The 13,765-nt window shown below is 50.1% G+C and carries 14 protein-coding genes; 6 read left to right on the forward strand and 8 right to left on the reverse strand.

What is annotated here, in order from left to right; all coding sequences use genetic code 11:
* Positions 1–25: 25 nt before the first annotated feature.
* Complete coding sequence (locus WN59_RS07315) at positions 26–1,000, forward strand: hypothetical protein (protein ID WP_046515090.1); 975 nt, start codon at positions 26–28, stop codon at positions 998–1,000.
* Between the two features lie 37 nt (positions 1,001–1,037).
* A complete protein-coding gene (locus tag WN59_RS07320; RefSeq protein WP_052747338.1) occupies positions 1,038–1,625 on the forward strand; it encodes an LOG family protein in 588 nt (195 codons plus the stop codon).
* Here the strand turns inward: WN59_RS07320 and WN59_RS07325 are convergent, their stop codons facing one another.
* The 5 genes from WN59_RS07325 to WN59_RS07345 form a co-directional block, all read right to left on the reverse strand.
* The gene (locus WN59_RS07325; protein WP_046515094.1) at positions 1,626–2,189 is read right to left on the reverse strand and encodes a GNAT family N-acetyltransferase; all 564 of its coding nucleotides are present in this window, start codon (positions 2,187–2,189) and stop codon (positions 1,626–1,628) included.
* 85 nt (positions 2,190–2,274) lie between these two features.
* A complete protein-coding gene (locus WN59_RS07330; protein WP_046515100.1) occupies positions 2,275–2,616 on the reverse strand; it encodes a hypothetical protein in 342 nt (113 codons plus the stop codon).
* Positions 2,617–2,681: 65 nt separating this feature from the next.
* Complete coding sequence (locus WN59_RS07335; RefSeq protein WP_046515103.1) at positions 2,682–2,966, reverse strand: hypothetical protein; 285 nt, start codon at positions 2,964–2,966, stop codon at positions 2,682–2,684.
* Positions 2,967–3,076: 110 nt separating this feature from the next.
* Positions 3,077–4,789, reverse strand: coding sequence for a glutathione ABC transporter substrate-binding protein (locus WN59_RS07340; RefSeq protein ID WP_046515106.1), 1,713 nt, complete (start codon positions 4,787–4,789; stop codon positions 3,077–3,079).
* A gap of 207 nt (positions 4,790–4,996) precedes the next feature.
* Complete coding sequence (locus tag WN59_RS07345; RefSeq protein ID WP_046515110.1) at positions 4,997–6,667, reverse strand: glutathione ABC transporter substrate-binding protein; 1,671 nt, start codon at positions 6,665–6,667, stop codon at positions 4,997–4,999.
* Between the two features lie 385 nt (positions 6,668–7,052).
* On the opposite strand from WN59_RS07345, the gene WN59_RS07350 reads away from it, so the two are divergent.
* From WN59_RS07350 to WN59_RS07365, 4 genes are read left to right on the forward strand one after another with little or no spacing between them, the layout of a single operon-like run.
* Complete coding sequence (locus WN59_RS07350) at positions 7,053–7,961, forward strand: ABC transporter permease (protein WP_046515114.1); 909 nt, start codon at positions 7,053–7,055, stop codon at positions 7,959–7,961.
* Between the two features lie 10 nt (positions 7,962–7,971).
* A complete protein-coding gene (locus tag WN59_RS07355) occupies positions 7,972–8,892 on the forward strand; it encodes an ABC transporter permease (protein WP_046515118.1) in 921 nt (306 codons plus the stop codon).
* A 16-nt stretch (positions 8,893–8,908) separates the two neighbouring features.
* On the forward strand, positions 8,909–9,925 hold the full coding sequence (locus tag WN59_RS07360) for an ABC transporter ATP-binding protein (RefSeq protein WP_046515122.1): 1,017 nt from the start codon (positions 8,909–8,911) through the stop codon (positions 9,923–9,925).
* Entirely contained in the window at positions 9,903–11,003 is a 1,101-nt protein-coding gene (locus WN59_RS07365) for an ABC transporter ATP-binding protein (RefSeq protein WP_046515125.1), read from the forward strand. Before WN59_RS07360 ends, WN59_RS07365 begins: the two co-directional genes overlap by 23 nt.
* A gap of 46 nt (positions 11,004–11,049) precedes the next feature.
* On the opposite strand, the gene WN59_RS07370 is transcribed toward WN59_RS07365, so the two are convergent.
* From WN59_RS07370 to WN59_RS07380, 3 genes are read right to left on the reverse strand one after another with little or no spacing between them, the layout of a single operon-like run.
* Positions 11,050–11,535: a DUF456 domain-containing protein gene (locus tag WN59_RS07370; RefSeq protein ID WP_046515127.1), complete on the reverse strand. Its 486-nt coding sequence runs from the start codon at positions 11,533–11,535 to the stop codon at positions 11,050–11,052.
* Entirely contained in the window at positions 11,535–12,743 is a 1,209-nt protein-coding gene (locus WN59_RS07375) for an MFS transporter (RefSeq protein ID WP_046515129.1), read from the reverse strand. Before WN59_RS07375 ends, WN59_RS07370 begins: the two co-directional genes overlap by 1 nt.
* A gap of 27 nt (positions 12,744–12,770) precedes the next feature.
* A complete protein-coding gene (locus tag WN59_RS07380; protein ID WP_046515131.1) occupies positions 12,771–13,628 on the reverse strand; it encodes a LysR family transcriptional regulator in 858 nt (285 codons plus the stop codon).
* Positions 13,629–13,765 lie beyond the last annotated feature (137 nt).

Genomic DNA, 13,765 nt, shown 5'->3' on the forward strand with positions numbered 1-13,765 from the left:
ATAAGTAATGCTGGAGGTAGAAGTGATGAATGATAAAGTGAGAATGGCTGTAACACTGTTACCTGTCATACTTGTTCCCCTTTTCAATGAACGGAACCGTATAAAAGAGCATCCGGATATGCAGAAGCTCGGATCCGCATCTGCTGATGTATACCACACCGCCAAAAACAGGGGGACGACGGCTGCCCGGGCTGTCAAAAGTGCGGGCACGAGCACATACAATACAGGGAAATCTGCAGTTTCCACAGTTGGCGGTGCAATCTCCGACAGACGCCGCATGACGGCCTACAAAAAAGAGATGAAATCCTACCAAAAAAGTGTACAGGAAGAGGATTCCCTTCTCAGACAGTTCGAAAAGAAAAAAGAGAAGCACCGCAGGAAACGGCTGTCTGACAGCGCGGAGGTCAAAGTGCCGAAAATCATGCAGTCCCACAGCCAGCCGGACAATGATGAAAAATCAGACCTGATGACGGTGGACAGCGGACATATGGAAGCCTCCTCACCCGACCCTCGGATCTATGCAGAGAAAAAATCGCTTCCCGACAACTACGGCATAGCCAAATCCTATCAGGAAGATCATCCGGACAGCCGTTCCAGTCTCAGTGAACGTGATGAGGAACGCCTTGGTCTTGACAGCAGGGAGTATTCAGAAGAGAATTATAATGAAGAAAATATCACAGAAAAAGGAATGGGCAGCATGACGGACAGTATCAATCCATATATCGAAGAAAAAGTAAAAGGTCATCCGGAGGAAAGCTATGAGAGCGGCGCGCTCCACAGGAAGCATAAGCAGGCTCTTGATCCGCGCGGCACTTCGTATAATGAGGCACCGCAGAGTGAACCTGAAAACTCCCTGTTCAACAGGCACCGTGCGATGCAGGAGCAGAAGGTGACTGAACACGGCCGTAAAACGGGTGTCGCGGGTGCAATGTCCAGATCGAAACATCAGCAGAAGCTCGACAGGAAAATAGACAGGCATCTGGATAAACACCATTCCTGAGTAGACGGCACCTTTAATAATGACAGGAGTTTGCTGAATGGAGATTAAGAACATCACAGTATTCTGCGGCGCACGCACGGGGAATGATCCCATCTACATCAAATCCGCCTACGAACTCGGGGCCCACCTTGCGAAAAGCGGCATCGGCGTTGTATACGGCGGCGGTGCCGTCGGTCTCATGGGTGCTGTCGCCGACGGTGCCCTTGATAACGGGGGACAAGTGACCGGTGTCATCCCCCGGTTTCTCGTGAACCGGGAGATGGCGCACCAAAAGGTCCAGCACATGGAAATAGTACAGACGATGCATAAGCGTAAAGAACTGATGGAGGAGCTCGGGGATGCAGTCATTTCGCTTCCCGGCGGCGCCGGCACACTCGAAGAGTTTTTTGAGGTATTTACCTGGGGGCAGATCGGCCTTCATGAAAAGCCCATCGGCCTGCTGAATGCAGGCGGCTTCTATGATGAGCTACTGCGGTTGTTCGGAAAACTGATCGATGAAGGATTCCTCCACGAAAAATACATGGACCAGCTTTTCACAGGGCAAAGCGGCAGCGAGCTGCTCCGGAAATTCAAAGGTTTTACGCCTGTGGAAGTCAGGACTTATGACGATATAAAACGCCGATGATTACAATGGGAATCGTCGGCGTTTTTCCAATTCTATATGATAGATGACATGTTTTTTCAAAGAATGGCCATCAACGATCAGCGGATGATCGAATTCATCCATCTTTTCCATGCCAATCTTCTTCATGATATTTATGGATGGCAGATTGCGCTCTGCTGCAAGCGCATATATTTCCTTTATGTCGGTATGCCGTTCGGCAAACTTCAGGACGCCGCGGGCAGCTTCTGTGGCAAAACCCTGGTTCCAGTGCTTCTTCGAGAACCTCCAGCCGATTTCGATGCCCGGCAGCATTTCCAGGCGGAACGGTCCGTCCTCCTCCAGCACCTGCATGCCGGTAAAGCCTATGAACTCGCCGGTATCGCGGCGTTCCACAGCAAACAGCCCGAAGCCCCTGTCCTCGATGTCCTTTTGTATTTCCACGGCCAGTTTCTCCGAAACTCCGGCTGACAGGACATTCGGAAAGTATCTTCTGACATCCCGGTCCATGTTCATCCTGACGAATTCCGGGATATCACTCTGCTTCCAGTCTCTCATTATCAGCCTTTTTGTCTTGATATATTTCATGACGATCTCAGCCACTCTCTACTGTATATTATTGATTCCAAGCCCGCTTCAAATAAAAATGAAAGAGAAAGAAGAAATTATTCTCCTACTCTTCCACCTTGCTGCTTTCGTTCTCTTTTGGCGCGTCCATCCTTTTGTAGGACATCAGCTGCACTTTGACCCTGTCTTTTTTGAAGTCGTAATCCTCGATGCGGCTTTTCCTGTCCGTAGTAAACACTACATCCACGAAATCGTATGATTCTTCAAAATCGAATCTGATATTGAATGTTTCAAACTCCTGATCAGGGCTCGGCTTCTGGGCAACCACCCTGGACTCCATGCCTTCAAACCGCTTCACCTGCATGCCGGTAATCTCTCCGATCTCATGCCGCAGCTCATCAAGTGACATGACCCTGCCTTCCACGATATTGAATTTGTTCTCGTGCATTAAAATCTCCTCACTCTCATGGTTTCCTATATACTGCATTCCCTCTCAGGCAACATTGTAATCGTTTAGGATTCCGGGTCTTCTTCTTCCTGAGAACCTTCTTCGGAAGTGTCACTGCCGTCTGTTTCACCGCTGCGTTCCGTTTCCTGCAGCTTCTCAAGCTCTTCTTCCTTTATCTGTATGTTCTTTTCCAGCTGATCGTTCTCGCTCTTGAGATTCTTGATCTTATTTTCGAGGTCCCCGATCTGATTATTGATCTTATCCAGATCCTTCTCAGCCTGGCTCTCCTCCCCGCCGCATCCTGCAAGTGCGAGTGTCAGCACCAATGCTGCGCCTGCCAATTTTTTCATCCAATCACCCTTCACGCATCTTCCCTAACATTATAGCACTTCATTGGATACAAGAGAAACTTCAGCCAAGAAAAAAAGCTTCCCGCATTAAGCGGAAAGCCTTCGATTCATCATTCACTCATAGTCACTTCATCCAGCTGATAGATACCCAGTGCGTCGACTTCAAAGTTCTGAACTGAGTTATGCACGCCTGTCAGGTAGTTCTGATGGTGGATATACGCCATCGGAGCAATGTCCACGAGCATTTCCTGTGCTTCTCTGTATATTTCGAGTCTTTCATCAGGATCTGTGGACATGCGTCCCTCTTCAAGCAGTGCATCGAGCTCTTCATTCTTGAGGAATGAACGGTTACCCGGATCCCCGACCATTTCTGAATGGAACAGCGGATACATGCCGTAGTCAGCGTCACCTGTTACAGTGGACCAGCCGAGGATGAACATATCATGGTCTCCCTGTGCAGTCCTTTCAAGGTACGCACCCCACTCAAGCTGTTCAACATTCACATCGATGTTGATTTCTTTGAGTGCCTCCTGGAGGTATACCGCAGTATCTATACGCTGCTGCTCATCGTTTGTCCAGAGATCGATTGAGAAGCCGTCTTCATAACCGGCTTCTGCCATGAGTTCTTTTGCACGGTCAAGGTCATATTCAATACCCTCTACATCTTCATCATAACCGAACACATCAGGCGCGAGCGGTCCTTTTGCAGGGGTACCTACACCTTCATACACACCATCGATGATGGCCTGGCGGTCAATTGCATGAGAGATGGCCTGGCGCACTTTTTCATCATCCAGCGGCTCTTTCTCAACATTGAACCCGATATATGAGAGAGACAGTGATTCAGTGTTATCGAGCGTTGTATCCGGATTGGATTCCACGCGCTCCATATTGCTCGAACCGACCTGCCCCGCAATATGGCTTGCACCTGTTTCGATTTCTGCGATACGCGCTGCCGTCTCAGGTATTACTTTGAAAGTTACGGTGTTAAGCGCAACCGGATCTTCATGATACTCGTCATTTCTTTCAAGGACCACATTCTCACCCGCTGAACGTGACTGGAGTTTGAACGGTCCCGTACCTGAAGGATTTTCAGACACATGCTGTCCCATATTATCAGAGATTGCATTCGCAACTTCTTCGTGTTCTTCGCCGCCTTCGCTGCGGAGTTCATAGTATTCCTCTACGGTCATGTCCTCCTCGGCAAGCGCCTGCTCGTAGTCTGCATCGATGACTTCTTCGCTCAGCATACCGCCGGCGTCATGCGCCAGATGTGCAAGCAGCGGTCCGAAAGGATATTCCGTCGTAATTTCGACAGTATAATCGTCCACTGCCTCCACATTCGTGATCATTTCATACAGGAACATACGCGGTGACGCCATTGCAGGGTCCTGAATACGGTTGAAGTTGGCTACAACATCAGAAGCGGTGAAATCACTTCCGTCATGGAAAGTGACGCCTTCCTTGAGAGTGAACCTCCATGTAGTATCGTCAACCTCTTCCCATTCAGTCGCAAGACCCGGCTGAACTTCCATATTCTCATCAAGTACTGTCAGCGTATCGTATATGTTGGAACGTACGTTACTTGACGGTACGTCATTGTTTCCGTGTGGATCCAGGCTGACGATGTCGCTTGTCTCGGAAATGACAAGGTCTCCGCCTTCTCCACCTTCTCCTCCGCCAGCCGCTTCTTCTCCGCTACCCTCACCGGATTCGGCTGAATCGCCTTCAGGTTCGACTTCGCTGTCGTCCGTACAGGCTGCAAGAGCAAATGACAAAATTAAAACCATGCTCAGCATAAGAAGCAGTTTTAAATTTTTCATTTTCTTTCCTCCTAATAATTTTTAATTAAATAATATGTATTTAATTACCCTCATAATACCTGAAGCGGGAAAACGCTTCAAGACGAATTTTCAAACTTTTTACAATTATGCAAACCATAACAAAAAAGAGACTATTCCCCGATGCCTTCTGGCACAAGGGATACAGCCTCTTTCCAAACTTTCATATTTTTCTCAAATAAATTGAAATTATTCCACTGACACGTCCCTGAGATCAAAGATGTTGTAGCTGTCGATGCCGAGCCCTTCCACAGAATTCTGATAGGCATTCAGGTTTTCAGAGTGTCTGACGAAGATGGCCGGCGCTTCCTCTACAAGAAGTTCCTGTGCATCTTTGTAGATTTCCTCCCTTGCGTCCTGGTCAGATTCGCGTTTTCCTTCATCGAGGAGGGCATCGAGCTCATCATTTTCAAAGAATGAACGGTTACCCGGGGCGCCCACCATATCGGAATGGAACAACGGTGAGATGCCATTGTCCGGATCACCTGTGGAATTCGACCAGCCGAGGATGAACATGTCATGCTCTCCGCTGCCTGTCATTTCAAGGTATGCGCCCCACTCAACCTGTTCGATCGTGACGTTGATGCCCAGTTCTGCGAGTGATTCCTGCAGCCAGACAGCCATATCGATCCGCTCAGGGTTGTCATCGTTCACCATCAGGTTCACATCGAAACCGTCCTCATAGCCTGCTTCTGCAAGCAGTTCCCTGGCTTTGTCCATATCGTATTCAGGACCTTCCAGGTTTTCATCATAACCCAGCACTCCCGGGGCGAGAGGTGCGGCAGCCGGTGTACCTGAATCATTGTAGACGCCTGAAAGCACTGCTTCCTTGTCGAATGCATGGGTGATCGCCTGTCTGACACGTTTATCATCAAAAGGTTCTTTTTGGGTATTGAATCCGATGTAGTCGATGGAGACTGAATCCGTACGCTCCAGCGTCACGTTTTCATTCTCTTCGACCCTCTGGATATTGCTGGACTCAACCTGAGCGATGAAGTCGGATGAGCCGGTTTCAAGTTCGGCGAGTCTTGAACCGGTTTCGGATACCACTTTGAACGTTGCCGAATCAATATTCGGCGCCCCGCCCCAGTAGTCTTCATTGGCAACAAGGCTTGTGCTCTCGCCTGGTGTCCTGCTTTCGAACTTCATATAGCCGGTTCCCACCGGGTTCTGCTCGACGACTGTACCCATGTACTGCCCCATTGCATCAGCCGCTTCTTCGTGTTCCGATCCCCCGTCGGCACGGAGCTCGTAATATCCCTCCACCGTCATATCGAGACCGGCTTCATCAATCGCATTCTGATAGTCCTCATCGATGAGGTCCTTGCTGATCATCTTGCCCGCCCCGTGGGACAGGTGGCCCGGCAGAGGCGCGAACGGATATTCCGTAACGATCTCAACCGTATGCTCATCGATCACATTCACTTCAGTAACCATTTCAAGCAGGAATGCACGGGGTGACGCCATCGCAGGGTCCAGCAGGCGGTCGATGTTCGCCTTCACCGCTTCCGCGTTGAAGGCGGAGCCGTCATGGAACTTGACACCTTCCTGCAGTGTAAACTCCCATGTCGTATCATCCTTATGCTCCCATTCACTCGCGAGCGCCGGTACGATTTCAAGGTTTTCATCCTGTGTCACCAGCGGTTCATAAATGGTATCACGGACCTGTTCCGACGGCACGTCATTGCTGCCGTGCGGATCCATCGACACAGCATCGCTCGGGAACGCAAGCGTCATATCCCCGCCGGATGCAGCCTCACCGCCCTCCCCGCCTTCAGGTTCAACTTCGCTGTCATCCGTACATGCGGCAAGCGCCATTACGAAAACGCCCATCAACAATATCTTCCAGAAATGCTTCATGATTTTCCCCCTCCTGAACTATGTATCCATTTGATTCCATCCCCGGAATTTTTCAATTAAATCCTGTATGGATAATGCCATATTATATCAGCTTGAGTTTTCCCGCAATACCAAATATTCAGAAATGTTAAAAATTATTTACAGAACCCTCATCCGGCCCTGTTTCTACCATGTAAATAGTTTAATATTTAACTTTACTATACCTTATGACTCGGAATAACTAAAACTTATTACACTAAACTTAAATTTTTGCATAATTAGTAATGTTGTCCCATTCAGAATTTACTGAAACTGTATTGCTATCTTGCCCCCGTAACGTTATTATTACTAAAGGACATTTTAGAATTTTTCTTAAATTCAATCAGAATTATTAGGGGGTCAACAAATGGCAGTCGTTTCCAAAGAAAGCGTCCTGGAGACCAAACCGGTCAATCCCAGGGTGAAAAGCATGAAAGATTTCTATAAGCGCCTTAAAAAGAATAAGTCTGCCCTCGTAGGTTTCTACGTGTTATTATTCTTCTTTTTCGTTTCGATATTCGGCGCGATAGATGCGAATTATGGTATAACCGGCGTCAGTTCAAACGCGACGAACCTGACAGCCAAACTTCAGGGGCCGTCAGCCGAGTACTGGTTCGGCACGGATCATCTCGGCCGTGACATATTCATACGTATACTCCACGGTATGTACATAACATTGGGTGTCGGCTTTGCAGCCACTTTCCTCGCCGGTCTCGTGGGTGTCCCTCTGGGCATCATTTCCGGCTATTTCGGCGGCTGGGTGGATACGGTCATCATGAGGCTCATGGACATCCTGCTCGCATTCCCGGGCATCCTGCTCGCTCTTGCAATCGTGAGTGTGCTCGGCGGAAGCACCATCAACGTGACAATCGCCATCGCAATCGGGGCCGTTCCCCAGTTTGCCAGAATTGTACGCGGTTCTACACTGACTACGAAGAAACTCGAATATGTGGATGCCATTCGTGCACTCGGTGCGAAAAACGGGAAGATCATCTTCCAGCATATCCTCCCGAACATCATGTCACCGATCATCGTGAATACAACACTCTTCATCGCTACGGCAATATTGTCTGCTGCCGGACTTTCATTCCTTGGTCTTGGCGTACAGCCTCCAACTCCTGAATGGGGTGCCATGCTCAACGACGGTAGAAACTATATGTACCAGGCAAGCCATATCACATTCTTCCCTGGTATGATGATCGTTATTATCGTACTCGCATTCAACTTATTCGGAGACGGTTTGAGAGACGCTCTCGATCCGAAAATGAAAAAATAGGAGGCATTACATGACTACTTTTATAATCCGAAGGCTTTTACAACTCATTCCGGTACTTCTCGGAGTGACGGTACTCGTATTCAGTCTGATGCACCTCACTCCGGGTAACCCGGCAGTGATCATGGCCGGCGAGAGTGCACCGGAAGCGACGGTCAGAGCGATCGAAGCGCGGCTCGGCCTGAACGATCCGCTTCATATACAATATTTCAATTTCCTGTCCAATGCCCTGCAGCTCGATTTCGGGGTGTCCATCCGTGACAACATTCCGGTGTTCGACCACATCAGGCCAAGATTCTTCATCACGATGGAACTTGCCATCTACGGCACTATTTTCGCAGTCGTATTCGGACTTCTGGTCGGCATCGTTTCTGCAGCCCGCCAGTACTCCTTCTCTGATGTGGCACTGATGGTCGTTGCTCTGTTCGGCCTTTCCATGCCGAACTTCTGGCTTGGCCTCATGCTCATCCAGTGGTTCGCCATCGAACTGCGCTGGTTTGCACCGACAGGCTGGGGGGACCCGAATCAGATCGCGCTTCCGGTAATTGCGCTGGGGACGGCAGGCGCCGCGATCATTGCGCGTATGACACGGAGCAGCATGCTGGATGTCCTGTCGCAGGACTATATAAGGACCGCCCGCGCCAAAGGGGTCAAGGAACGCATCGTCATTTTCCGTCATGCACTCAAAAATGCCCTGATTCCGGTTGTCACAGTAATCGGGCTCCAGTTCGGCTATTTCCTCGGCGGTTCCATACTGACCGAAAGTGTATTCGCAATCAACGGCCTCGGCCGTCTGATCATCGACTCAATACTGCAGAGGGACTTCCCTGTCGTGCAGGGTGCAATCCTCGTCATCTCTGTCAGTTTCGTAATAGTGAACCTGGTCGTGGACATTTCCTACAGGTTCCTCAACAAGCGTGTAGATTTAAACTAAGTTGGGAGTGACATACGTGTCAGAAAATATACTCGATATAAAAGATCTCAGGACTTCCTTCTTCGTGGAAGGTAATGAAATCAAAGCGGTCGATGGTGTAACTTTCCAGGTGCCAAAAGGCAAGACACTCGGCATTGTCGGGGAGTCCGGATCGGGGAAAAGCATCTCCGCACTGTCGGTCCTTCAGCTCATTGATGATCCGGGCAAGATCGTCGGCGGAAGCATCCGCTTCAAGGATGAAGAGCTCACGACAGCCAAAACCTCAAGGATGAGGAATATCAGAGGGAATGAAATTTCCATGATATTCCAGGAGCCGATGACTTCACTGAACCCTGTGTATACCATCGGCCAGCAGCTCAGGGAGGCATATAAGATCCACCAGGGGCTCGGCAAGAAGGAAGGGACGAAACGCTCCATTGAAATGCTGGAGCTTGTCGGCATCCCTTCCCCGGAAAAACGCGTGGACCAGTATCCATACGAACTCTCGGGCGGCATGAGGCAGCGTGTCATGATTGCCATGGCACTCGCCTGCAAACCTGAACTGCTCATTGCCGATGAGCCGACCACGGCACTCGATGTCACCATACAGGCGCAGATCCTTGAACTCATCAAAAACCTGCAGGAAGAAATCGGCATGAGTGTGGTCATGATCACACACGACCTCGGGGTCGTTGCCGAGACATGCGACTACGTTGCGGTCATGTACTGCGGTAAAGTCGTTGAATTCGCGGACGTTGAAACTTTATTCGAAAATCCGAGACATCCATATACCGTCGGGCTGCTCAGTTCACTGCCCCGTCATGATATCGACCAGGATGAACTCGTGCCGATCAAAGGGAATGTGCCGGCGCCGGACGAAATGCCTTCCGGCTGCCGCTTTGCACCGCGCTGCCCGCATGCATCGGCCATATGCAGCGAACTGCCTGAACTGGAGACCCAGGAAGACGGTAATGACGTAAGGTGCTGGATCTATACTGAACAGTGGGACGGAGAGAAGGGGGTAAAAGTCTATGACAACGAAACAACTTCTTAAGGTGGAAAACCTTAAACAATACTTCCCGATCAAAGGCGGCTTCCTCGGCCGTACCGTCAACCATGTCAAAGCTGTGGATGATATTACATTCACCATCAACAAAGGAGAGACCGTATCGGTCGTCGGGGAGTCGGGCTGCGGCAAATCAACCACCGGCCGCGCCATCCTGCGGCTGGACGAGCCGACAGAGGGGACCGTCGAATTTGACGGTCAGGATGTTCTCGGGCTGAGCAAAGCCGAGATGCGCAAAATGAGGTCGGATATGCAGATCATCTTCCAGGACCCTTACGCATCCCTCAACCCGCGTAAAACGGTGAGACAGACGCTGAATGAGGCGATGGAGATCCAGAACGTCGTACCCAAAAAAGAACGCAACGACAAGATCATTGAACTGATGGAGACGGTCGGTCTCCAAAGGCACCAGATCGACCGCTTCCCCCACGAGTTCTCAGGCGGCCAGCGCCAGAGGATCGGTATCGCAAGGGCACTGTCCGTAAACCCAAAGCTCATCATCTGTGACGAGGCGGTCAGTGCACTGGACGTATCCATCCAGGCGCAGGTGCTGAACCTTCTGAAAAGGCTGCAGCGCGAAATGGATCTGACTTTCCTGTTCATCGCGCACGACCTCGGTGTCGTCCGCCATATTTCCGACAGGATCATCGTCATGTACCTCGGTAAGATCGTTGAGATGGGTGAAACGAAAAGCATTTTTGAAAACCCCCAGCACCCGTATACGAAAGCGCTGCTGTCGGCGATACCGGTACCGAATCCGAAAAAGAAATCAGAACGCATCTTCCTGCGCGGGGATGTACCGTCACCGATCGATCCGCCGTCGGGCTGCAGATTCCATACAAGGTGCCCGTTCGCCACGGACAAATGCCGTGAAGAAATCCCTGTACTGGAAGCCAAGGATGAAATCTATGAAGGCAGACACACGGTGGCATGCCACTATGCCCTTGATATCCAGTCCGGTAAGCATGAAGCGAAATACGAAATGACGAACGTCCGCAAAGTCCTTGATGAAGAGGGCATGGACAATGAAAGCATGGCGAAGGAACGCGAAGACGCCAAAAACTGAAAAATACCGCCTGTGCACATCAGCTGTGCAGGCGGTATTTTCATTATCAGAAGACGAGTGCGTCCAGCAGGAACCAGATTGTCATGAACAGATAGATCAGTGCGTTGAATATCGTACTGGACAGGAAGGCAAGCAGTGAGCCGAGGGAGGCTTTGAACGCCTGGTCCATATCCCTGGAACCGATCAGCTCGACAATCAGCACGAAGACAAACGGCACGAAGATGACACCGAACGGCGGGTATACGAACATCCCTATGATGACACCGGCGATCGCCGCATATTCTCCGCGTTTTGTGCCGCCGTAGCGTTTGACGAAATAGCTGTTTGCTATGAAGTCACTGAACAGGACGAGCAGTGTCAGAATGAACACGATGACCCAGAACATCCATGACAGCGCCTCCGGGTCCACTGCGAAATGGAACACCAGGAAGCCGATCCAGAACATGAGTATGGACGGCAGTACGGGGAACACGAGTCCCGCAAAACCGAGGATGATCGAAGCAGCAATAATAATCCACCAAAGTATATCCATCAAACTTCTCCTTTTCTAATTTCTGATTTAGTGAAGAAAAACAATATGAACGCCGCGAATAGAAATGCACCGGAGATGAAGAATGAGTTCTCAAGTCCCACCATGTCACTTGCCGCCCCGCCGAGCAGATTGCCGAGCAGCTGGCCGATGATCATGGCATTCGCAAACAGTGTCGATGCGTATCCGGGAAACTGCGGCAGCAGATCCTGGAAGTAGCTGATGCCGAGGCCGAGGAGCACGGCAAGGAACATAGCAAGCGGCACCTGCCCGATCACCATCATGGTGAAGTCATTGAAAGCCCCGATGGAGAGGAAGTACATGCTTCCTAAAAATCCGGCAGCAATCAGCAGCGTTTTCGAGCTCACCTTACCGGCTATATAGCCGGTGAATATCATGAAGGGCACTTCAAGCCCTGCGCAGAGGCTTGCGAGTATACCCACCGCACTTTCCGATTCGCCCAGATAGTTCGTCACGTAGAGCGGCATGTTGAGCAGGTACATCCATTGTCCCACATGAAGCATGGTAAATGCTGCAAACGGAATCAGAAGCATCATGTTCTTCATCAGATTCGGCGCTTTTGGCTCTTCATAATTCATGACATCAAGCGCCGTTTCCGGCACAACTTTCCCGGTCGCCGGCCTTATGAAGAACGACAGTCCCAGTACGACGATGAACATGATTACCGTACCGGAAAACAGCCCCTTGAACCCGTATATGCCAAGCAGCACCGAGCCGATCAGCGGCCCGAAGAGGAAGCCGAACGAAAACATGGAACGGAGGACTGTATTGGCCATCACAGCAAGACTCGAGCGGTAGGCGTTTATGGATTCACGCGCCGAGGCATACAGCTGGGGCATTGCGGGCGCCCCGAGTGCTGCGAACAGGATGTACGCCGGAGCGAGCAGCCAGACATTGCCGATGACGAGGAAGGTCGAGAAAGCAATGACCATCATCACAAGTGCTGCGAGTATCAGGTATTTACGGTCGAAGTTCAGGGTGTCACTCTTCCTCCCTATGATCGTATTCATGCAGAAGCTGCCGACGGCAACAAGCGCCATGAAAATACCGTACGTGGAAGTGGGCATGCCGTGTGTCTCCGTCATGAATATGACCAGAAACGGCGCGGTCAGGGAGACGGCCATGCCGAGGAGCGTCATGTTGAACAGGAACAGTTTATAGTTCTGTATTTGAAAAAGGTCTCTGATCATTTATACCATTCTTTCATTCAGTCTGATTCAGGAGGCGTTGACAAAAGTCCGGACGAGCGTCAGGAATGCTTTGACCTGCGGCAGTTCGAGCACACTGTTATCAAATGCGATATAGGTGTCCCTTGTGATCGGCCGGCCATCAAAGAGCACTTCATCGAGATTGAACTTGTCCTCATCAAAATCATCCAGCACAATTTCGGGAAGTACAGTCACACCGATGCCTTCAAGCAGCAGTGCCCTGCATGTTGCAATCTGGTCGACTTTGATCTGCGGATCATATTTCCGGTTGAACCGCTGCTCGAAAAACAGCTCTATTTCACTCAGATAGATGGGATCCGCCTGGAACTCGATGATCGGGAGCGATCTGTCCCCTTCATTCGATTTCGGCGTCACAAGGTAATGCTTGTCGATGAACAGCAGTTCATTCTGCTTGTTCATCATACGGTTTCCGCGCACAATCGCGATATGGAAGTCATTCTGCTCTTCAATGATCTGCTGTGAGGAGCCCACTTTGATCTTGATGTTGACGTTCGGGTAGAGATTCAGATACTGCGCAACGATCTCCGGCAGTATTGTATGCCCGATAAGGGAGGACACGCCGATGGACAGGTTACCCTGTATGGAATTCTGGTTGATCCTTATATATTCCTTTACGAGCGATTCCTTCTCCACCACACTTCTTGCGTGTTCAATGATCTTTTCCCCTTCGCCCGTGACGTAAAGCTCCTTTTTTGTCCTGACAAAGATTTTCACTCCCCATTCATCCTCGATCGATTTCAATCTCTGACTGACCGCAGGCTGGGAGATGAACAGCTTTTCAGCAGCACGCCTCAATGTTTTCGTTTCATCCAGTGTAACCAGCAATTTATAATCATCGACTTTCATGGCCAACATCCTTTCATACATAAGGAAATCTTATCATAAATTCCACCACTTTCAATCTTCAAGCTGTAATTTTGTGTGGATTCAGCCCTGTATGGGTATATGCCTTACACATACAATAAGACGGGAGTTGATGTTAA

Source organism: Salinicoccus sediminis (assembly GCF_000986795.1).
In the GTDB taxonomy this organism is placed as follows: domain Bacteria; phylum Bacillota; class Bacilli; order Staphylococcales; family Salinicoccaceae; genus Salinicoccus; species Salinicoccus sediminis.